Genomic DNA, 21,156 nt, shown 5'->3' with positions numbered 1-21,156 from the left:
CCCGTGAATCGCGCAAGCGGCGTGAACCTCGGGGCGCAAGAGGCATTTGGACTGGCCAGCAGGTCCTCAGGTCAGTTCCATGTTTGCGTTGTCTTCACCGCCGCCCGCCATGCTCGATGCGGCGCTCATCGACTTGTGCGCGGTCTATGACGTGCTTCTGACGGACGGCGCGGCAGTTCTCTCCAAGGCGGCGCGGACAGACCTGTGGGCCTTTTCCCGGCTGTTCGATCTGCCGCTTGAAGGGGCCAGCCAGGTCGAGGTCTGGCGGGAGGTGCGGCTGCGGCTGACAGAGGACCTGGAGACGCCGCTACAGATAGCGCCCGAATGGGGTTATGAGGATCAGAAGCGAGCGGCCTGACGGCGCTCAGCGCCTTGACATAACCACATAAGGATATCTTTATGTGACCCATGTCGATCTCCACTGTCCAGATCGTTGATGTCCTGCGCGCGGCCGGCGAGCCGACGCGTCTGCGCATACTTGCCCTGCTGGCCCATGAGGAGCTGGCGGTGCTGGAGATTTGCCGTGTGCTGGATCAGAGCCAGCCGCGGGTCTCCCGCCATCTGAAGCTGCTGGCGGAAGCGGGTCTGGTGGAACGCTTTCCCGACGGCGCCTGGGTGTTCTACCGCCTCGTGACCGCCGGCGACGCCCGCCGGCTGGTGGACGAGGTCCTGGACCTGATCGAACCCGATGACAGCGTGCTGGCCCGCGACGCCGAGCGCCTGCGCAGCGTCCAGGCTGAACGGGAGACCGAGGCCGGCGCCTACTTCGCCCGCAACGCCGCCCGCTGGGACGAGATTCGGGCTCTCTATGTGGCTGACGAGGCCGTCGAGGCGGCTATTCGTGGCGCCGTCGGCCCCGGGCCGTTCCGCCGCCTGGTGGACCTGGGCTCTGGCACCGGCCGCATGTTGACCCTGCTGGGTCCCCAGGCTGAGCAGGCGCTCGGCCTCGACCTGTCACAACAGATGCTGAACATCGCCCGCAGCCATGTGGGCAAGGCTGGCCTCGACCATTGCGAACTGCGCCACGGGGACATTTTCGGCACCCGCCTGCCCGGCGAGAGCGCTGACCTGGTGGTCGTCCATCAGGTGCTGCACTATCTCAGCGAGCCCGCCGCCGCCGTGCGCGAGGCGGCCCGCCTGGTTGAGCCAGGGGGGCGTCTGCTGATTGTCGATTTTGCGCCCCATGGCCTCGAACACCTCCGGGACGAACACCAGCACCGCCGCCTGGGTTTCTCCGACGCCGAGATCGAGCGCTGGCTGCACGACGCGGGCCTGGGTGAGGTGAGGGCCGACGCCCTGCCGCCGACCCAGGCCGCCGGCCTGACCATCAAGATCTGGAGCGCCGAGCGCGTGCCGCTCCGCAAGAGGACCGCCGCATGACCTTTGTTCCCCCCAACGCCCTGGGCCCCGTGGCCCGGGCCGGCGCCGGCGTCGGCAAGCGCCCCTCGGTCTCCTTCGAGTTCTCGCCCCCCAAGGGGCCCAAGAGCGAGGCCAGCCTCTGGGAGGCGATCCGGCGGCTGGAGCCGCTCAACCCCAGCTTCGTGTCGGTGACCTATGGCGCCGGCGGCTCCACCCGTGACCGCACCCACCGCACGGTGGTGCGGATGCTGACGGAGACCACGCTCAAGCCCGCCGCCCACCTGACCTGCGTCGAGGCCAGCCGCGACGAAGTGGACGAGGTGATACGGGACTACTGGGCCGCCGGCATCCGCCACATCGTCGCCCTGCGCGGCGACCCGCCAGGCTCCCTGGGCGGCGCCTATACGCCGCGCTCCGACGGCTATCAGAACGCGACGGAGCTCACCGCGGGCATCAAGGCCATCGCCCCCTTCGACGTCAGCGTCGGGCTCTATCCGCAGATCCACCCGGAAAGCCCGTCGGTGGACCACGATATTGATGTGCTGAAGGCCAAGGTTGACGCTGGAGCGACCCGGGCGATCACCAACTTCTTCTTCGATATCGACGGCTATCTGCGCTTCATCGACAAGGTGCGAAAGGCCGGCGTGACCATCCCGATCCTGCCTGGGATCATGCCGGTGTCCAGCGTCGAGGGCCTGTCCAACATGTCCCAGCGGATCGGGGTCACCATCCCCGACTGGCTGTCGAACCTGTTTGACGGCCTTGATCAGGACCCTGAGACCCGCAAGCTCGTCGCCGCCTCGGTCGCCACCGAGATGTGCGCCCGCCTGGCGGAGGAGGGGTTCTCTGACTTCCACTTCTACACGCTCAACCGCGCCGACCTCGTCTACGCCATCTGCCGGGTGCTCGGCGTGCGCGAGGCAGATCCCCAGCCCACCACGGAGGCCGCATGACCAAGGTCCATCCCGGCCGCGCTGCGCGCATCGCCGCGCTCAAGGCCGCCGCCAAAGAACGCATCCTGATCCTCGACGGCGCCTGGGGGGTGATGATCCAGAAGCGCAAGCTGGAGGAGTCCGACTATCGCGGGGACCGGTTCAAGGACCATCCCGTCGACATGAAGGGCAATAACGACATCCTCTGCCTGACGCGGCCTGACATCATCGCCGAACTGCATGAGGCCTACTACGCCGCCGGCGCCGACATCTCCGAGACCAACACCTTCTCGGCCACCACCATCGCCCAGGCCGACTATGACGCCGGCCAGGCGGTCTATGACATCAACTTCCAGGGGGCCCGGATCGCCCGCGAGGTGGCCGATCGCTGGACGCAGAACGAGCCGGACAAGCCGCGTTTCGTGGCCGGCTCCGTGGGTCCGCTGAACCGCATGTTGTCCATGTCCTCGGACGTGAATGATCCCGGCGCGCGGACCGTCACCTTCGACCAGGTCTACGAGGCGTACCGCCAGCAGATGATCGCCCTGCACGACGGCGGGGTGGACCTGTTCCTGATCGAGACCATCACCGACACCCTCAACTGCAAGGCGGCGATCAAGGCGATCCTTGATCTGGAAGACGAGGGCTATGAGCCCCTGCCGATCTGGATTTCCGGCACCATCACCGACCGGTCTGGCCGCACCCTGTCGGGCCAGACGGTGGAGGCCTTCTGGAATTCCGTGCGTCACGCCAAGCCCTTCGCCATCGGCCTGAACTGCGCGCTGGGCGCTGATCTGATGCGGCCGCACATCGCCGAACTGGCGCGGATCGCCGACACCCTGGTCTCAGCCTATCCCAATGCCGGCCTGCCCAACGCCATGGGCGAGTATGATGAGAGCCCCGACCAGACCGGCCACCAGCTGCACGAATGGGCCAAGAGCGGCCTGGTCAATATCCTCGGCGGCTGCTGTGGCACGACGCCGGACCATATCCGCCACGTGGCCGACGAAGTCCGCGGCATGACCCCACGCCAGCCGCCCGAACGCGCCACCGCCCTGCGGCTGGCAGGGCTGGAGCCTTTCGAGCTGGCCTGAACCCTTGGCTTGGCCCTTCCCATGCGGGAGAAGGGCCTGAACGAACCTACCTGACGTCGCAGCTTTCGCCGCGGCGCGACCGCCTATCGGAGCCTCATGCGTCCCACCTTCATCAACATCGGCGAGCGGACCAATGTCACCGGGTCGGCGAAGTTCAAGAAGCTGATCATTGAGGGCGACTTCAACGCCGCCCTTTCGGTGGCCCGCCAGCAGGTGGAGGCCGGCGCCTCGGTCATCGACGTGAACATGGACGAGGGCCTGCTGGATTCGCAGCAGGCCATGGTCATATTCCTGAACCTCATGGCCGCCGAGCCCGACATCGCGCGGGTGCCGGTGATGATCGATTCATCCAAGTGGGAGGTGATCGAGGCAGGCCTGCGCTGCGTGCAGGGCAAGTCCATCGTCAATTCGATCAGCCTCAAGGAGGGCGAGGCCAAGTTCGTCGAGCAGGCCAAGGCCTGTCTGCGCTATGGCGCGGCCGTGGTGGTCATGGCCTTTGACGAACAGGGCCAGGCCGACACCGCAAAGCGCAAGGTCGAGATCTGCACCCGGGCCTATCGCAAGCTGGTGGACGATGTCGGCTTCCCGCCGGAGGACATCATCTTCGACCCCAATATCTTCGCCGTGGCGACAGGGATCGAAGAGCACGACAACTACGCCGTCGACTTCATCGAGGCGACCAAGGCGATCAAGGCCAGTCTGCCCTATGCGCGGATTTCGGGCGGGGTCTCCAACGTCTCATTCTCGTTCCGCGGCAACGAACCGGTGCGCCGGGCCATCCACTCGGTCTTCCTCTATCACGCCATCCAGGCGGGCATGGACATGGGCATCGTCAACGCCGGCGACCTGCCGGTCTATGACGAGATTCCGGGAGAACTGCGCGAGGCGGTGGAGGACGTGATCCTCAACCGGCCGCAACGGACCAACATCACCAATACCGAACGGCTGGTGGAGCTGGCGCCCAAGTACAAGGGCGGCAAGAGCGAGGCCAAGGGTCCTGATCTCGCCTGGCGCGAGGCCGATGTCGCCGAGCGGCTGAAGCACGCCCTGGTCAAGGGCATCACCGAGTTCATCGAGGCCGACACCGAAGAGGCGCGCCAGCAGGCCGAGCGTCCCCTGCACGTGATCGAAGGCCCGCTGATGGCCGGTATGGACGTGGTCGGCGACCTGTTCGGTTCAGGGAAAATGTTCCTGCCCCAGGTGGTGAAGTCCGCCCGGGTGATGAAACAGGCCGTGGCCTATCTGATGCCCTTCATGGAGGCCGAGAAGGAGGGCAAGCCCCGCGAGGCCGCCGGCAAGATCCTGATGGCCACGGTCAAGGGTGACGTCCACGACATCGGCAAGAACATCGTCGGCGTGGTCCTCCAGTGTAACAATTACGAGGTCATCGACCTGGGCGTGATGGTGCCGGCCGACCGCATCCTGGATGAGGCCAAGGCCCACGGGGTCGATATCATCGGCCTGTCGGGGCTGATCACGCCGTCCCTGGACGAGATGGTCTTCGTGGCCGCCGAGATGGAGCGCCGCGGCTTCGACATCCCCCTGCTGATCGGTGGAGCAACCACGTCTAAGACCCATACGGCGGTGAAGATCGCCCCCTCCTACAAGGCCGGCTCCACCACCTATGTGCTGGACGCCAGCCGGGCGGTGGGCGTCGTCTCTGGCCTGCTGTCGCCAACCGAGCGTGACCGGATTCAGGCTGAGACGGCGGCGGAATACATCAAGGTCCGCGAGCAGTACGCCCGAGGCCTGACCAATCGCGCGCGCGCCAGCCTGGCTGAAGCCCGCGCCAAGGCCTTCTCCATCGACTGGGCCGACTATGATCCGCCCAAGCCCAGCTTCACGGGGCTGCGCAGCTTCGAGGCCTGGGACCTGGGGGATCTGGCCGCCCATATCGACTGGACGCCGTTCTTCGCCTCGTGGGAGCTGGTGGGACGTTTCCCGCAGATCCTGGACGACGATGTGGTCGGCGAGGCCGCGACCAACCTCTATGCCGACGCCCAGGCGATGCTGAAGACCATCGTTGATGAGAAGTGGTTCACCGCCAAGGGCGTGGTCGGCTTCTGGCCGGCCAACGCCGACGGCGACGACGTCGTGGTCTATGCCGATGAGGCCCGGGTGACCGAGCTCGCCCGCTTCCACACCCTGCGCCAGCAGATCGCCAAGACCGGTGATAAGGCCAATGTGGCCCTGGCCGACTTCATCGCCCCCATCGGGACCAGGCCAGACTGGATCGGCGGATTCGCCGTCACCGCCGGCCACGGCGAGGCGGCCATCGCTGAGCGCTACAAGGCGGCCGGCGACGACTACAACGCCATCCTCTCGGCGGCTCTCGCCGACCGTCTGGCCGAAGCCTTCGCCGAGGCCATGCACCGCAAGGTCCGCACCGAGCTGTGGGGCTTTGCGGCTGACGAGCCCTTCGACATCGACGCCCTGATCTCGGAAAAATACCAGGGCATCCGACCGGCGGCCGGCTATCCGGCCCAGCCCGACCATACGGAAAAGGAAACCCTCTTCCGCCTGCTGGACGCCACCGACAAGACCGGCATCGAGCTCACCGAGAGCTTCGCCATGACGCCGCCGTCCTCGGTCTCGGGCCTCTATTTCGCCCATCCCCAGTCGCACTATTTCGGGGTCGGCCGGATCGAGAAGGATCAGGTGGAAGACTATGCCCGTCGTAAGGGCTGGGACCTGAAAAAGGCCGAGCGCTGGCTGGCCCCCATTCTCAACTATGAGCCTTGAGGTCTCCCCCGAGACAGCCCCTGACCCGGAGCTTCCCATGACCGAGATCGACGACAAGACCGCGGCCGAGGCCTTCCGCCGACTGTTGAGCCATCTGCAAATGCGCACCGACGCGCAGAACGTCGATCTGATGGGCCTGGCGGGCTTTTGCCGAAACTGTCTCGCCGACTGGGTCAGCGAAGCCTCTGATGGGGTTCTGGACCGCGACACCGCTCGCCAGGCCGTCTACGGCATGCCCTACGACGCCTGGAAGGCCGATCAGCCGGGGGCGACTGCAGAGCAACTGGCGAAGATGGACGCCAGCCTGGCCCTCAACGAGAGTCTCCGCCGTCAGGCCGACTGACCAAGTCTGACGAGGCATAAATCTCGCCACCACCTTGGCCTTGAGGCGTTGAACCCACCGGAATGCCCAGTCCGCAAAGTTGGCGGTGGGCTCTTTGACGGAGGTTCACGTGCGACGCTTGATCTATCCCGCCCTGATCACGGCCCTGGCCGCCCTTGGCGCCTGCTCGACGGAGCGCGCCGCCGAGACCGATCCCTATGCCGGGTTGAGCGAGGCGGTGCGCGACTGGCGCCTGGCCCTGGTCGACTCCCCGGCCTGTCCTGCGCCGGCCCCTGAGGCTGGCGTCGAGGGACCGGGCGCGCGGGAAGGCTGTCGCAGTTTCGCGGAGACCTGCAAGGTCGAAGCCCCGCTCACCGAGGCTGAGCGCGCCAGCGGCGCTCAGGTCAAGGCCTTGACCGGCCTGCGGTGGGAGGCCTGGGATCCCGTGGCTTCAGAGTTCCGGAACGCCTCAGCGGCGGCCTACTTCACCCGTGCAGGGGAGACCTGGACCCGGAGCGACGCCCCGCCGGTCAATCTCAGCACCTGCCAGCCCTTCGCGGCGGGCTGACGAAAAAGGGGCGGCGCCTTGCGGCGCCGCCCCCGATCCGTCGTCCGTGAGGTCTGCGCCTAGAAGCGCTTGGTCACGTTCAGCTTGAAGTGACGGCCGTAGGGGTTGGCCGTGAAGGGGTCGTAGGACAGGTCCAGCCGCGCGAAGGACGGGTCCTGGTCGAACATGTTGATCACCGAGGCGCTGACCGTCGTATCCCAGGGCAGGAAGACCCGGTAGGCGAGATCTGCGGTCACGAAGGCGTCGATCTTCTGGCCTTCCTGATTGGTGGCGAAGGTCGCCGAACCCGCGCGGGTGTCGATCATGTTGTCCAGGTAGCGGATGGTGGCCCGCACATTGTGGATGCTGCGGTTGTACTCGGCGAAGAAGGTGCCTTTCCACTGCGGCTGCGAGCCGTAGCCGAGGTAGTCCATCGTGCCGACATAGTCGGTGGCCTCAGCCACCGCGACGCCTTCGATGGTGTTGGCGTCAACCTGGTACTCGAGCACATAGGTCAGGTCCGCGCCGAAGGTCATGTCGCCACCGACGACATCCCGGGCCCGGTAGCTGGCCGAGAAGTCGAGACCGCTGGTCTTCACATCCGGGCCGTTCACGAAGTTGATGCGGACGCGGTTGATGTTGGCCGCGCTGCAGGCGCCGGTGAAGGTGACCCGCGACAACAGGGGCGCGAAGGCCGGGTTTGCGCAGTTGTTGGCGCCAGCGGGCCCGTTGGGGAACAGGGCGTTGACGATGTCGGAGCCGGACTCGTTGTCGATCGGACCTTCGAAGTCGAAGCTCCAGTAGTCCACCGAGGCGCGGAAGTCGCCGAAGTCGAACAGGGCGCCCAGGTTCAGCGTGATGGCTTCTTCCGGGGCCAGGTTCGGGTTGCCGAAGGTGTCATAGGCCCGGTAGCCGCCCGCCGCGGTGGTGTAGGCGAGGTTCGTGGTCGAGGCCGGGCTGATCTGAGTGGTCGGCGGGGCGCGGAAGGTCGAGCCGGCCGAGGCGCGGAAGGCCAGCCAGTCGGTGGCCTGGTAGCGCAGGGCGATCTTCGGGTTGGTGGTCGAGCCGACATTGCCGCCGTAGTCCTCGTGACGCACCGCCAGGGTGGCGTTGAGGCTGTCGGTGATCGGGATCGCCATTTCGCCGAAGAACGAGATGACCGACTGATCGAGATCATAGTCGGGCAGGGCGCCGAAGAAGGTGAAGGGGCCATTCTGCGCCACGCAGGTGGCGGCCGGATTGACCGAAGAGTCAGCGCAGGGGTTCACCGCGATATTGGTGAAGTCGCTGTTCTGACGCTCCAGGCCCGACCAACGGTACTGCGAACCCGCCGCCCAGCCGATCTGGCCCGCGCCGAAGTCGATGGGCAGGCGGCCGTTGAACACGATGTCAGCCGTGTAGAGCTGCGAGCGGATGTCGTAGGCGTATTCCTCGAAGATGTAGTCGAGGACTTCGCGGCTGTTGGCCGTGCCGGCGACGAAGTTGGGATTGGTGCGGCCATCGACGGCGTTGCCCGAGGTCCCCGACGAGAAGGGGTTGAACCACAGGCAGCCATTGGCGCCCGGCGTGGAGCCGTTGCAGTTCGCGCCGCCCAAACCACGCAGGGCCAGTTGGAGACGGCCGACCAGGATGTCCTGAGTGGCGATGGAGCTCCAGTTGTCCATGTAGGTCATGGAGGCGTCCCAGCCGATGCCGCCGCCGAACTCGAACTCGCCCTTCAGGCCAGCCGAGACGCGGTAGGCGTCGAAGCGACGCTTGTCTTCCTTGCCGCCACCGCCGAACAGGTCGTTGCCGTCCACGCCGATCGGACGCCAGGCCACCGAGGTGAACAGGCCCGCCGTCGCGGCCGAGGCCGGGATCTGGCCGGGGTTGGTCGCCAGCAGGGCCTGAAGGCCCGGGTTGCCCGCCGGGATGAAATAGCCATTCCCCTGGATCTTGGTGGTCAGGGCTGACGAGGGGAAGTTGTTCGGCGGGTAGGACGGCGAGGAGTTCTCGGCCGACACGTTGTGGCCGGCGTAGAGAACCTCGGCATGGAAGGTGGTGGTGTCGGTGACGTCGAAGTTGAACTCACCGTACAACTGCCAGTAGTCCTCTTCCTCAACCAGATTGTTGAAGCCGATGTACTGGAACTGGCACAGGGTGCCGGTCTGGGGGCCCGAGATCACGTTACAGGCGGGATCGACCACGGGGTTCGTATAGGTGAAGCCGGCGTTGGCGCTCGACAGATAGAGGCCGGGATTGCCAAAGGAGGACCAGCCGCCCTGCGGGTTCTCTGCAAACGAACGCACGGCGAAGTCGCGTTCGACGGTCGGCAGTTCCGAGCGGTGGCGATAGCCGCCGCTGAGCAGCAGGCTGGAGCGGTCGTTGGTGAAGCCGTAGGTCAGGCTGGCGTTGTAGTCGCCGTCCGAGCCGTCGACATAGGTGTAGCCGCCCTGCAGTTCGAGGCCGCTGAAATTCTTGCGGGTGATGAAGTTGATGACGCCGCCGATCGCGTCAGAGCCGTAGGTCGCGGCCGCGCCATCTTTCAGCACCTCGACGCGGCCGATGGCCGACTGAGGCAGAAGGTTGGTGTCGACGAAGATCGAACCAGGCGAGGTCGCCATCCGGCGTCCGTTGAACAGCACCAGGGTCCGCTCGGCGCCGAGGCCGCGGAGGTTGGCGCTGCCGACGCCGGTCGTCTGGCCGGCGCCAAACTGGTTGGATTCACCCACCGCGCCTTGCACGGCCGGAATCGACTTGAGCAGGTCAACCGTGGAAGGCGAGCCTTGCTTCTGCAGTTCGTCGGCGCCGATCACGTTCACCGGCAGGGCGGCGTCTTCAGGTGTGCCGGCGATGAAAGAGCCGGTGACAATGACTTCTTCAACCATAGCGGGGGCGTCGCCGCCCGAAGTCTGGGCCGTGGCGTGACCGGCTGACAGGGCCGTGGCGACGGCGAGGACCGAAGCGGTCACCAGATAATGCGAGCTTCTCATACGTTTCCCCGTTTTGCTTAATTAGTAGGCGTTGCGGCCAAATCTGACCGCGAGGCGGCTTTGTTGCGGACTTGGCGGGCAAAAATCAAGGTTCTTGATGCGAGGCGTAAGAAACGTTGGGCCATGAAAAAGACAAGAGTGACAAAAATGGGAGCCATGTACGGTATATAAAACGACGGTTGGTCAAATATGGCGTGTGACCGAAGGGCAACTGTGAAAAATACCCAGAAAAATCATGGAGCCGTATTCGTACGGGGCGTCAAAAATATCGCCGACGCTAAACTGTCGCAATGGGGCCACACCTCCCTGAAAACCGTCCTGAGGCCGGTGTTCCTGCCTCTGGTCAGGGTGGCAAGACGCAAACCGCCCCATACCGAGTCCTACAATAACAGGTGAATCCGTGGCCCTTGAAGGACCATCGCCACGGCAAAGCCCAGAACCCCGAAGTGGCTGAGCCAGCCTCACGCCGCGCGGCGGCCACAAAAAAGGGGCGGCCCCACGAGGCCGCCCCTTCAGTCAAAGCCAGTATCTGAACTTAGAACTTCTTGCGCAGACCGAGCTTGAAGTTTCGGCCGTACACATTGCCGATCGCCGGATCGTACGAATACTCAATCCGGGATGCGGAAGGATCTTCGTCCGTCACATTGAGGATCGACGCGGTCAGGGTGGTGTTCCACGGCAGGAAGACCCGATAGGTCAGGTCCAGCGTCGTGAACGAGTCCACTTCCTGACCGAAGTCCACCAGCTGGCATCCTGTGGTGGCGGCCGCATTGGCCACCGTGCAGGGAACCGCCGAGAAGCCGGTGTTGACGACCGTCGGGCCCCGGTTGTCGGTCACGCCGTCGATGTGGTTGACCGTCGCGCGGACATTATGCGGACCGTTGTCGTATTCGGCGTAGAAGGCGCCGCGCCATTCCGGGATGGTGCCGGGCAGGCGGTCATAGTTGGCGAAGCCGACGGCCTCATAGGACGGGGTCAGGGTGATGCCGTTCACGATGAAGGCGTCCTGCTCGTACTCCAGGACATAGCTCACCGTGCCGTGCAGGCTGACTCGGCCGCCGAACACGTCGCCTGGGTAGGCATAGTCCAGGGTGGCGTCGATACCCGAGGTCTTCAGCGTCGGACCGTTGACCAGATCCGACCGAACCCGCGAGATGTCCGACCCCATGGTCACGCCCTGGATACAGGCGTTGTTGTTGGAGAAGGTCACCAGGCTGCGCAGCGGATCAGCGCAGTTGACCAGTTGGGCGCCGTTGCCGGGGCCGTTGGCGACCCGGTTGGCGACCACATTGGCCGGGACGCGAACGATCTGATCCTCGAGCTCGATGCTCCAGTAGTCGAACATGGCCCGAACGTCGCCGAAGTCGAAGAGAGCGCCGAGGCTATAGGTCAGGGCCTGTTCCGGACCGATGGCCGAGTTGCCGAAGGCGTCCACCGACTTGAAGGCGTTGCCCGCGGCCTGGATGCCCGCCAGACCCGTTGCGCCGCCGGGAGCCCGGTCGGTCGGGGTCGGGCCGCGGAAGGTGGTGCCCACCGAACCGCGGAAGGACAGCCAGTCGGTGGTGTCCCACTTCATCGACAGCTTCGGATTGGTCGTCGAGCCGGTCTCGCCGCCGTAGTCCTCGAACCGCACAGCCAGGGCGGCGTTGAGGTTGTCGAGGATCGGCAGGTTCATTTCACCGAACACCGCGTAGATCGACTCATCCACATAGTAGGGCTGGGACTGGCCCAGGAACATGTAGGGGCCGGTCTGGATCGTGCAGCTCGTGTCGCCGGGGACCGGGCAGGGCGTGATGTTGCGGTCGTAGAAATTGCTGCCGAGGCGGCGGGTCTGTTCTGACGAACGCCATTGGGCGCCGGCCGCCCAGTTCACGATGCCGCCGGGCAGTTCAAAGCCCGTCGTGCCGTTGAACACCAGGTCGACGACGTACAGCTCGTTGGTGGTCTCGCCGATCTGGTCATCATAGAGCCAGCGGGCGAGCGCCGGGCTGTTGGCCTGGGCGGGGTTGTAGGTCGGGTTGGTCCCACCAAGCATGGGATTGCCGGGATAGGCGGTGGAGAAAGGGTTCAGCCATTCGCAGCCGTTGGCGCCCGGGGTCGTGCCGGTGCAGTTCGCGCCCCCCAGGCCGCGCAGCGCCTGATCGAGGCGGTTGATCAGGATGTCGCGGGTGACCCCGTAGGCCTGATTGCGCGAATAGGTGAAGGCCAGGTCCCAGCCGATGCCGCCGGCGACATCAAACTCACCCTTCAGGCCAGTGGCGATGCGGAACAGCTCATAGGAGCGCTCCCCCTTCTGACCGTCATAGCCAAAGGCCGGGTTGCCGCCGCTGGCGAACGGACGCCACAGGGTCAGCTGCAGGCCCGAGCCCGGAAGGGCTGCATAGGCCCCGGCCGCGGCCGGGGTGCCGAAGATCTGCGGGTTGGCCGCCAGGAAGGCCTGGACGTAGGGGTTCGACTTGGGCGCGAAATACTGGGTGCTGCCCGGGCCGAAGGGCCCTTGAGTCGGAGGATAGGACGGCGAGTAGCCGATGTTGGGCACGTCGGTCTTGGAGTACATGCCCTCAAGGAAGAACTCGACGGTCTCGGTCAGGTCGAAGTTCAGTTCGCCATACAGCTGATAGCGGTCGGTCTCTTCGATCAGGTTGGCGAAGGGGACATAGCTGTAATAGCAGGCCGGCAGCTGGCTGGCGCCCGACTGATAGACCCCTTCATAGCCGCCCACCGCGCCGCAGCTGGCTTCGCGAATCGAGCCCACGGCGTCGCCGTAATAGGGATCAGGCGTGCCCGGGATGGTGGGCAGGTCAGCGCCGAGGCGCGCGACATAGAAGCCCGGATTGGACAGGAAAGACCAGCCGCTCGGATTGGTCGTGTAGTCCTGGTAGGTCCAGTCGCGCGCCTGAGTGTCGAGTTCCGAGCGATGCTGATAGCCGGCCGCGATGAAGGCGCTGCCGCGTTCACCCTGCCAGCCCCAGGCGGCGCTCATATTGTACTCGCCGTCGGAGCCGTCCACGTAACGGTATTCGCCGGAGACCTCGAAGCCCGAGAAGGTCTTCTTGGTGATGAAGTTGATGACCCCGCCAATGGCGTCGGAGCCGTAGGTGGCGGCCGCGCCATCCTTCAGCAGCTCCACACGGCCGATGGCCGCCGTCGGGATCAGGTTGGTGTCGACGCCGGTCAGCGGGTCGGTCGACATCAGGCGCCGACCATTAAACAGCACCAGGGTCCGCTGGGGCCCGAGGCCGCGCATGTTGATCGAGCCCGCGCCGATCGCGCCCTGAGCTGAGGTCGCGAACTGGTTTGAGTCGCCCAGCACAGGACCGCTGATCGTCAGCGACTTGATGAGTTCAGTGGTGGAGGGCGAGCCCTGCTTTTCCAGCTCTGCGGCGCTGATCACGTCCACAGGCAGGGCGGCGTTTTCGGGCGTCCCGGCGATGAACGAGCCGGTGACGACAATTTCCTCGACCTCAGTCTGAGCCGAAGCCTGACCTGCCGCGAGGCTGAGAGCGAGGGCGACAGCCGCAGTCGAGACCGTCGACAAGTATTTTGAACTCCTCACACGTTTCCCCTTCGAGTTTAAGAAGCATCTAGGATCAAAACCAATCCGATGCCGCGTAAAGACGTTCAGGAAGACAATAAATCAACCCCAGTATCTGACGATGATGTTCAAACACACTGAGAATAGTGTGCGGGTACGTCAGTTATAAATGCATCGTAAACAGAAATAAGGGGGGTATGTCAAAATCTGTACCCGCTCTTCGAGGGATCAACGAAAAACCTTATTGAAAACAATGGGCAAAACTGGGCGGCGCGTTGAAAATCTGTGACCGCTGGTTGCGTGTCGCGTTCCCGCCACACCCGGGTCAAAAAGAGCCGCCGGCGTGATTTTGACCGCCTATCGCGCGGCTGGCGTTCGTCAGCGGTCGATTTCCCAACAAAAAACCCCGCTGGACCGGCGAATCCGGTCCAGCGGGGCATTGAGCTTGCCTTTTGGTCGAAGGGGCGTCAGCCGCCCGCGACAGGCTCATCTGTCAGAATCGCCGGTTCCTCGACGGTGGGCGCCAGCGGTTCAGCCTCCGGGGCCGCGGGCTCCATTTCAGCGGAAAGATCGAACGCCGGCCCCATGAGCAGCGCCCGCTGCTCAAGACTGGCCGCCGTGGTTTCGCACTGGGCTGGCAGGGTCCAACTCATCCACTCCTGGGCCAGACGCGCACGGGGCAGGTCGGCCGCCCGGCTCCAGGTGCCACGCCCGCGGCGAAGGGCGTCGGCCCCCTGGGCGTTGATCGGCCGCGGGCTCGCCTTTTCAGCGGCTTCCATGGCGCGGGTGAACAGGGCCAGGTTTTGCTCGCTCAGCTGGTCCAGCTCGTCATAGGCCTTGAGATCGTCGGCCAGGGAGGATCCCGGACGACGAAAGGCCGTCTCGATGCGGATCACTTCGGGCATGACCTGTTCGCGCAGCCCCTTGTGGGCTGACAGGGCGCCATAGCACCAGGCGACCAGCCCATAGGGATTGCGGGGCGCGCCAGGCGGGTAGGCGGCCGCGGCCACAGCGGGCGCCGGGGTCGCAGTTTCCAGCGGGGCGGCGGCGTCAGTGTCCTGCGCCACGAGGGCCAGGGCGATCAGGAGCGGAGATATCACGGAATTGCACCTCGAAAGGTCTGGGGTCAGAAGGGCGCCGCAGATCCGAACCCCCCGCCCCCCGGGGTGTGGATCTCAATCGCGTCGCCGGGCGCCACTCGAATGGAGAAGCAGCCCGAAAGTTCCTTTACCTCGCCATCGGCCGCGATCAAAGCCTGCCAGCCGGCCGCGCCGTCCTCGCCCCCGGCGAGGCCCTCGGGGGGATAGGTCCTGCGGCTCGACAGTAGCGCCGCCTCCATCGGCGCCAGGAAGCGCAGCCGCCTCACCACTCCGTCACCGCCACGCTGGGCCCCGGACCCGCCTGAACCCGGCCGCAGGGCGAACCGCTCCAGGCGGACTGGGAACCGACGCTCAAGGATTTCAGGGTCGGTGAGCCGGGAATTGGTCATGTGGGTGTGAACGCCGCTCGCCCCAGGAGCCGCGGCCGTCGCGCCCGCCCCCCCGCAGAGAGTTTCGTAGTACTGGCGGGCCTCATCGCCGAAGGTGAAGTTGTTCATCGTCCCCTGCGCTCCGGCCATGACGCCCAGCGCCGCATAGAGGACATCGACCACGTGCTGGCTGGTCTCCACATTGCCGGCCACCACGGCCGCGCCGGGGGCGGGATCGAGCATGGAGCCTGGCCTGACCCGGATCTCCAGAGGCGCCAGGCAGCCGGCGTTCAGGGGGATGTCGTCCTCGACCAGAGTGCGGAACACATAGAGGGCGGCCGCGTCGACAATGGAGGCCGGGGCGTTGAAATTGGACGCCAGCTGATCTGAGCTTGCGGTGAAGTCCAGCACGGCGCAGCCGGCGTCGGCGTCCACCTTGATCTGGACCCCTATGGTGGCGCCCCCGTCCATCTGGGTCTGCGCGGCCCCGTCGTGCAGCCGCCCGATGGCCCGCCTGACCGCGGCCGTGGCGTTGGCCTGGACGTGGCTCATATAGGCCATGACCGTGGCGGCCCCGAAGGCTGAGATCATGTCGGCGACCGCCTCGCCCCCGGCCCGGCAGGCGGCGATCTGAGCCTTCAGGTCGGCGATGTTGCGGTCTGGCGCCCGCGAGGGCCACGGTCCCGCGCCCAGGGCGCGCCGCACCTCGGCCTCCAGGAACCGCCCCTCGGTCATGATCGGCAGGGCGTCCAGCAGCACCCCCTCCTCGGCGATGGTGGTCGAGAACGGCGGCATGGAGCCCGGCTGCACGCCGCCCACATCGGCATGATGGCCCCGGGCCGCCACATAGAAGCTCGGCCGCATGTCCTCGCCGACAAAGATCGGCATGACCACGGTGATGTCGGGCAGGTGCGTGCCGCCGGCATAGGGATTGTTGAGCGCAAAGGCCTGGCCGGGCGCAAGGACGGGGTGACGGTCGCGTACGGCCCGCACGCTGGCCCCCATTGAGCCCAGATGCACCGGCATGTGCGGGGCGTTGGCCACCAACCCGCCATCGGGATCAAACAGCGCGCAGGAGAAGTCCAGCCGCTCCTTGATGTTCACGGACTGGGCGGTCCGCTCCAGGGCCGCGCCCATGGCCTCGGCCACCCCCATGAAGCGGCGGTTGAACAGTTCCAGGGTAATGGGGTCGGCGGTGGTCAGGTCGGGCCCTGAGACGCTGGCCTCTTCAAGCGCTTCGTGGCGCTCCAGGACAATCAGACCCTCATCGCCGCCAAACGCCCGCCAGCCAGGCGCCACGGCGATCTGGGTGTCAGGCCGGATGATCAGCGCTGGCCCCTCCAGGCGCGTCAGGTCGGCGGCCTCGACCACGGGAACTTCAATGGAGGCGCCCTGGATGAAGGCGGTGGCGAGGCCTGAGGCAGCCGCGCCAGGCGCCGATGTCCCTGCCTGCGCCGCCTTGGCCAATCCTGGGCGGGCGCTGGCGCTGACCTCGGCCTCCACCGTGGCGATCAGGATCGCGCGGTCGGGCTCGATGAAGCCGAACAGCCGGGCATGGGCGGCCTCGAACGCTGAGCGCACCGTGTCGACCTCGCCCGGCGCCACCGGCAGTTCGGCGTCGGCGCCGTCATAGCGCAGGCGCAGGGTGACCTGGCGCAGGTCCGGCTCCGCCCCCTGGTCGAGCAGATCATCGGTCGCCGCCGCGATCAGCCCCTCGGCGAGGCGCCTAGCCGCCGCCAGGCCCTCAGCGTCCAGAGGCGCCTCAAGGCCCCCCTGCCGCAAGGCGCGGACCTGGGCCTGGCCGATCCCGTAGGCTGAGAGCAGGCTGCCATAGCGCGGGCACAGCACCCGCGTGATTCCCAGGGCCTCGGCGGTCTGGCAGGCCACCTGTCCGGCCGCGCCGCCAAAGGCCACCAGGCCGTGGTCCCGGGGGTCGAAACCCCGCGCGGTGGAGATCTTGCGGACAGCCAGGGCCATCTGTTCGACGGCGATGGCCAGGAAGCCCTCAGCCGCGCGCTCAGGGCTGTCGGCCCCCATGGCCACCGCGAGTTCGGCAAGCCGCCGCCGGGCGGCCTCAGCGTCCAGGGGCGCGTCTCCATTTGGGCCGAAAATGGACGGAAAACGTCGAATGTCGAGCCTCCCGAGCACAATATTGGCGTCCGTCACCGTGGCTGGGCCGCCCCGGCCATAGGCGGCGGGACCGGGGTCCGCCCCGGCGCTATGAGGCCCGACCCGGGCGCGCAGGCCGTCGAAGTCGAGGATCGACCCGCCGCCGGCGGCGACGGTCTCGATGTCCAGCATGGGACTGCGCAGGCGCACGCCGGCGATCTCGGCCTTGTCGCGCCGCTCCAGCCGACCGGCGTAGCGGCAGACATCGGTAGAGGTGCCGCCCATGTCGAAGCCCAGCACCGCAGGCGCGCCGGCCGCTTCTGCGGTCTGCGCCACCCCCACCACTCCACCGGCCGGCCCCGAGACCACCGCGTCCCGGCCCCGGAAGCCTGCGGCCGAGACCAGAGCGCCGGCCGAGGTCATGAAGTAGAGGGGGGCGCCGTTCACCGCCTGCGCCACGGCCTGAACATAATTTCGCAGAACCGGCGTCAAATAGGCGTCCGCCACCGTAGTCTCTGCACGCGGCAGGAAACGGGGCAGGGGTGAGACCTCATGCGAAAGGGCCACGAATTCGAACCCGGCTTCGGCCGCCAGCCTCCCCGCGCGCCGCTCATGCCCGGGGTTCAGATCGGCGTGCAGGAAGGCGATCGCGATGCTGGTGAACCCCGCCTCGCGGGCCTGCGCCAAGGCGCTCGCCAATGGGGCCTCGGCCAGAGGCGCAACCACGGCGCCGTCGGCGTCCAGGCGCTCCTGGGCTTCCACCACCCCGGCGTAGAGCGGCTCTGGCCGCACGATGTTCAGGGCGAACAGGTCGGGCCGAGTCTGGTCGCCGATCCGCAGGGCGTCTCCGAAGCCCGACGTCGTGACGAACAGGGTCTTGGCGCCCTTGCGCTCCAGCAGCGCATTGGTGGCCACCGTCGCCCCCATGCGGATGACGGCGACCCGCTCGGCGGGGAAAGCCGCCCCGTCGGGCGTCTCCAGCACCCGCCGCATCGCCTCAATGGCGGCGTCGGGATAGGCGTGGGACGAGGACAGCAGCTTCAGGGTCTGGACCAGACCGTCGTCCCGGCGGGCGATCACGTCGGTGAAGGTGCCGCCTCGGTCGATCGAGAAACTCCAGAGCCTGTCCAAAACTTAACCTGCCTGATGTTCGATTGGCGTTGTCATCCTGACGCCACCTTCCTAAGGCTTGTGGCATTAGATCAATGAGCTTCTGGCGCAAAATTGCTGGCCTGGCCGTCCGTTCTCCGGATGACGCCGGTTGCCCTGACTGCCCGGCTGGCCTGCCGGGAGAGGACCCTGCGTTCTCGACGGCGGTCACAGCCCTTGGCGCCAAGTTGGCCCGGGCCGATGGCGAGGCCGGTCGCGCAGAATTCGACGCCTTCTCCGAAGTGTTCCAGTCCGACGAGGCCTCGCGACCCAATGTCCGGCGTCTCTACAATCTGGCGCGGCAGACGACCCGGGGGTTCGAAAGCTATGCGCGTCGGCTGGCCCGGCGCTATCGAAACTGTCCCCAGATCCTTGAGGATGTCCTGGACGGTCTGTTCCACATCGCCGCCTCCGACGGGGCGGTCAGCGATGAGGAGATGGCCTATCTGGAACGGGTGGCCGAGCTGTTTGGCTTCTCGGAGCTGGTCTTCCGGCGCCTGAAGGCCACCCATCTGGGGCTGGCCGCCGATGATCCCTATGCCGTTCTGGGCGCCCCACATGACGCGACCGACGCCCAGTTGCGGGCGGCCTGGAAAATCGCGCTGATCGAGAGCCATCCTGATCGCGCTCGCTCGCGGGGCTTGCCGCAGGAATTCATCGAGGTGGCGGAGGCCAAGGCCAAGGCCATCAACTCGGCTTTCGAGTCCGCCATGCGCGAAAGACGGGAACTGGCCCTGGTCGGCGCCGCTTAGCGCGTCATCCTGTCGCCACCTTCCTCCCGGAGGTTGACCTTCCGGCGCGCAGACCGAACATTGATCTACAGGCCCCTAGAGAGAGGCGATCCGAGGAGACCATGGACCAGCAAGACCCCCGGAGCGGCAAGCCCGCTCTCCGTCGCCTCACAGCCTTCGGCGGCGTCATCGCGGCCGCTGCGGCGGTGGTGGTCGGCGTGGTCGTGGCCTTCGTGTTCGCCGCCACCGTGGTGGTGGTGGGCCTGATGCTCAGCCTGCTGGTGGGCCTCGCCGCCTTCGCGATCCGCGCCAGCCGGATGGGGCGCAAGAAGGACAGGGGTGCGGCCGACGACGGCGTGATCGAGGCCCGGCACCTGGGCGGCCACCACTGGGTCGCCTACGGCTGGAACGAACGCGCCTAGAGCGCCTGAATCGCCGCGGCGCTTGCCCCGCGCCGGGGCCGCCTCTACCCTCGATTCAAACAATCGTTGGGAGATGAAGCGAATGATCGGCGTAGTGGCGACCCTCAAGGTCCAGGACGGCAAGGGTGATGAGTTCGAGGCCGTGTTCAAGGACCTCATGGCCCAGGTGAAGGCCAACGAGCCGGGCTGCCTGGCCTATCAGCTGACCAAGAGCCGCACTGAACCGGGGACCTATAAGGTGCTCGAACTCTACGCCAACGAAGACGCGCTGAAGGCGCACGGCCAGAGCGAGTACTTCAAGGCCGCGGGTCCCAAGATGGGCCCCTGCCTGGCCGGTCGTCCCGAGATCGAATATCTCGACGCCGTTCAGTAGGCGTCCGTCGCCGTCGCAAAGCCCGGGCTGTCTGCATGGCCCGGGCTTTTGCATGTCTGGCCCAGAGCGCCCCATCGCTCCCATGGCGCCGCTGCCAGAATTTCTCGCGTGACGCCGGCCACGGCTTGTCCGTAGGGTCCGGGTCGAACGTTCGTTTGAATGGAGTCTCCATGGCCGCCCTCGACGCCCTCTTCCGTCCCTTCAGCTTCAAGGGCCTGCACCTCAAGAACCGGATCGTCATGGCCCCCATGACGCGGTCCTTCTCCCCTGACGGCGTGCCGACGGAAGAGGTCGCCCAGTACTACCGCCGCCGCGCCGAAGCCGATGTCGGCCTGATCATCTCCGAAGGCACGGGCGTCAACCGGCCGGCCTCAATCAACGACAAGAACGTGCCGCGCTTCCACGGCGAAGCCGAACTCGCCGCCTGGAAGCGAGTGATCGATTCCGTCCACGAGGTCGGCGGCAAGATGGCCCCGCAGCTCTGGCATGTGGGCGCTGTGCGCACCCGCGATCCGGAATGGACGCCGTCGGGCCCCTATGACAGCCCGTCAGGCCTGTCACGTCCCGGCAAACAGTTCGGTGAGGCCATGACCGACGAGGAGGTGGCCGACGCTATCGCCGCCTTCGCCCAGGCCGCCGCCGACGCCAAGGCGCTCGGCTTTGACGCCGTCGAACTTCATGGCGCCCACGGTTATCTGATCGACCAGTTCTTCTGGGACGGCACCAATGTCCGAGAGGACGCCTATGGGGCCAAGGACCTGCCTGGCCGCGCCCGCTTCGCCGCCGACATTCTGAAGGCCGTCCGCCAGGCGGTGGGGCCCGACTATCCGGTGATCATCCGGATCAGCCAGTGGAAGCAGCAGGACTATGAGGTGAAGATGGCCGCCAACCCCAAGGAGATGGAGGCCTGGCTCGGCACGCTTACCGCGGCCGGCGCCGACATGCTGCATTGCTCGCAGCGCCGCTTCTGGGAGCCGGAATTCGAGGGTTCGGACCTGAACTTCGCAGGCTGGGCCAAGAAGCTGACCGGCGTGCCGACCATCACGGTCGGCTCCGTGGGTCTGTCGGGTGAGTTCATCGCCGCCTTCGCCGGGGAGGGGTCGCAGCCCGCCTCCCTGGACAAGCTCCTCGACCGCCTGGAGCGCGATGAGTTCGATCTGGTCGGCGTCGGCCGCGCCCTGCTGCAGGACCCCGAATGGGCCCGCAAGGTCAAGGAAGGCCGCAGCGAAGAGCTGGTCCCGTTCGAACGGGCGGCTATGGCAAAGCTCTACTAGACACGGGCCAAATGAGGTTCGTCGGACCCGGCCGCGCGCGCCGGGTCCGACCGCCCATCCAGCCCCCCGCAAGATTTATGCGGCGACCTCGGAGCCTGGGGCGCTTTCGCACAGAACTTGCGCCCGC

At 66.4% G+C, this 21,156-nt stretch carries 15 protein-coding genes; 11 read left to right on the top strand and 4 right to left on the bottom strand.

What is annotated here, in order from left to right; all coding sequences use genetic code 11:
* Window positions 1-79 precede the first annotated feature (79 nt).
* The 7 genes from Q8K84_RS02265 to Q8K84_RS02235 all read left to right on the top strand — a co-directional run bounded on the left by Q8K84_RS02265 (window position 80) and on the right by Q8K84_RS02235 (window position 7,017).
* Window positions 80-358 carry a hypothetical protein gene (locus Q8K84_RS02265; protein WP_305280244.1) on the top strand — a complete coding sequence of 93 codons (279 nt, stop codon included), beginning with the start codon at window positions 80-82 and terminating at the stop codon, window positions 356-358.
* 50 nt (window positions 359-408) lie between these two features.
* Entirely contained in the window at window positions 409-1,380 is a 972-nt protein-coding gene (locus Q8K84_RS02260; RefSeq protein WP_305280242.1) for a metalloregulator ArsR/SmtB family transcription factor, read from the top strand.
* On the top strand, window positions 1,377-2,312 hold the full coding sequence (gene metF, locus Q8K84_RS02255) for a methylenetetrahydrofolate reductase [NAD(P)H] (RefSeq protein ID WP_305280239.1): 936 nt from the start codon (window positions 1,377-1,379) through the stop codon (window positions 2,310-2,312). The genes Q8K84_RS02260 and metF overlap by 4 nt, the downstream gene beginning before the upstream one ends.
* Complete coding sequence (locus tag Q8K84_RS02250) at window positions 2,309-3,385, top strand: homocysteine S-methyltransferase family protein (RefSeq protein ID WP_305280236.1); 1,077 nt, start codon at window positions 2,309-2,311, stop codon at window positions 3,383-3,385. Before metF ends, Q8K84_RS02250 begins: the two co-directional genes overlap by 4 nt.
* Before the next feature lie 96 nt (window positions 3,386-3,481).
* On the top strand, window positions 3,482-6,127 hold the full coding sequence (gene metH / locus Q8K84_RS02245; RefSeq protein WP_305280233.1) for a methionine synthase: 2,646 nt from the start codon (window positions 3,482-3,484) through the stop codon (window positions 6,125-6,127).
* A 37-nt stretch (window positions 6,128-6,164) separates the two neighbouring features.
* On the top strand, window positions 6,165-6,470 hold the full coding sequence (locus tag Q8K84_RS02240; RefSeq protein WP_305280230.1) for a DUF1244 domain-containing protein: 306 nt from the start codon (window positions 6,165-6,167) through the stop codon (window positions 6,468-6,470).
* 109 nt (window positions 6,471-6,579) lie between these two features.
* Window positions 6,580-7,017 (top strand): hypothetical protein, encoded by a 438-nt coding sequence (locus Q8K84_RS02235; RefSeq protein ID WP_305280227.1) that lies wholly within the window; start codon window positions 6,580-6,582, stop codon window positions 7,015-7,017.
* 59 nt (window positions 7,018-7,076) lie between these two features.
* Here the strand turns inward: Q8K84_RS02235 and Q8K84_RS02230 are convergent, their stop codons facing one another.
* From Q8K84_RS02230 to Q8K84_RS02215, 4 genes are all read right to left on the bottom strand, one after another.
* The gene (locus Q8K84_RS02230; RefSeq protein WP_305280224.1) at window positions 7,077-9,968 is read right to left on the bottom strand and encodes a TonB-dependent receptor; all 2,892 of its coding nucleotides are present in this window, start codon (window positions 9,966-9,968) and stop codon (window positions 7,077-7,079) included.
* Window positions 9,969-10,503: 535 nt separating this feature from the next.
* Window positions 10,504-13,506 (bottom strand): TonB-dependent receptor domain-containing protein, encoded by a 3,003-nt coding sequence (locus Q8K84_RS02225; protein ID WP_305280221.1) that lies wholly within the window; start codon window positions 13,504-13,506, stop codon window positions 10,504-10,506.
* 464 nt (window positions 13,507-13,970) lie between these two features.
* Window positions 13,971-14,603 carry a hypothetical protein gene (locus Q8K84_RS02220; RefSeq protein WP_305280218.1) on the bottom strand — a complete coding sequence of 211 codons (633 nt, stop codon included), beginning with the start codon at window positions 14,601-14,603 and terminating at the stop codon, window positions 13,971-13,973.
* A gap of 26 nt (window positions 14,604-14,629) precedes the next feature.
* Window positions 14,630-18,211 carry a hydantoinase B/oxoprolinase family protein gene (locus Q8K84_RS02215; RefSeq protein ID WP_305280216.1) on the bottom strand — a complete coding sequence of 1,194 codons (3,582 nt, stop codon included), beginning with the start codon at window positions 18,209-18,211 and terminating at the stop codon, window positions 14,630-14,632.
* A gap of 74 nt (window positions 18,212-18,285) precedes the next feature.
* Between Q8K84_RS02215 and Q8K84_RS02210 the strand changes: the two genes are divergently transcribed.
* The 4 genes from Q8K84_RS02210 (at window position 18,286) to Q8K84_RS02195 (ending at window position 21,029) form a co-directional block, all read left to right on the top strand.
* Window positions 18,286-18,981, top strand: coding sequence for a DnaJ family molecular chaperone (locus Q8K84_RS02210; RefSeq protein ID WP_305280213.1), 696 nt, complete (start codon window positions 18,286-18,288; stop codon window positions 18,979-18,981).
* A gap of 101 nt (window positions 18,982-19,082) precedes the next feature.
* The gene (locus Q8K84_RS02205) at window positions 19,083-19,382 is read left to right on the top strand and encodes a hypothetical protein (protein WP_305280210.1); all 300 of its coding nucleotides are present in this window, start codon (window positions 19,083-19,085) and stop codon (window positions 19,380-19,382) included.
* 82 nt (window positions 19,383-19,464) lie between these two features.
* Window positions 19,465-19,755: a putative quinol monooxygenase gene (locus tag Q8K84_RS02200; RefSeq protein WP_300575319.1), complete on the top strand. Its 291-nt coding sequence runs from the start codon at window positions 19,465-19,467 to the stop codon at window positions 19,753-19,755.
* 170 nt (window positions 19,756-19,925) lie between these two features.
* The gene (locus Q8K84_RS02195; protein ID WP_305280203.1) at window positions 19,926-21,029 is read left to right on the top strand and encodes an NADH:flavin oxidoreductase; all 1,104 of its coding nucleotides are present in this window, start codon (window positions 19,926-19,928) and stop codon (window positions 21,027-21,029) included.
* Window positions 21,030-21,156 lie beyond the last annotated feature (127 nt).

The organism is Phenylobacterium sp. (assembly GCF_030679875.1).
Lineage (GTDB): Bacteria > Pseudomonadota > Alphaproteobacteria > Caulobacterales > Caulobacteraceae > Phenylobacterium.
The sequence above is the reverse complement of the archived record's forward strand: the minus strand, read 5'-3'. Positions and strand labels throughout refer to the sequence as shown.